Consider the following 226-nt stretch of genomic DNA (forward strand, 5'->3'; position numbering starts at 1 on the left):
CGGTCCAAGTACCATCGGCGCTAGAGGGCTTAACGGTCGTGTTCGGGATGGGTACGTGTGGAACCCCTCCGCCATCGCCACCAAACGCATAGCTTAGCTTACATTTCAGAGATCCTTCTCTGAAAACTAGATTCGAAACGAAACATGCGATTTAGAACTTGCTAATTGGATAAGCCCTCGACCGATTAGTACTGGTCAGCTCCATGCATTGCTGCACTTCCACCCC

The 226-nt window shown here is 50.9% G+C and carries 1 rRNA gene; it reads right to left on the bottom strand.

Annotated features, from left to right (window positions below):
* Positions 1–85, bottom strand: a 5S ribosomal RNA gene (gene rrf, locus WFI24_RS34335); the annotation flags it as partial.
* Positions 86–226: the final 141 nt, after the last annotated feature.

The sequence above is a fragment of the Paenibacillus sp. USHLN196 genome (assembly GCF_037144955.1).
Taxonomy (GTDB): domain Bacteria; phylum Bacillota; class Bacilli; order Paenibacillales; family Paenibacillaceae; genus Paenibacillus; species Paenibacillus xylanexedens_C.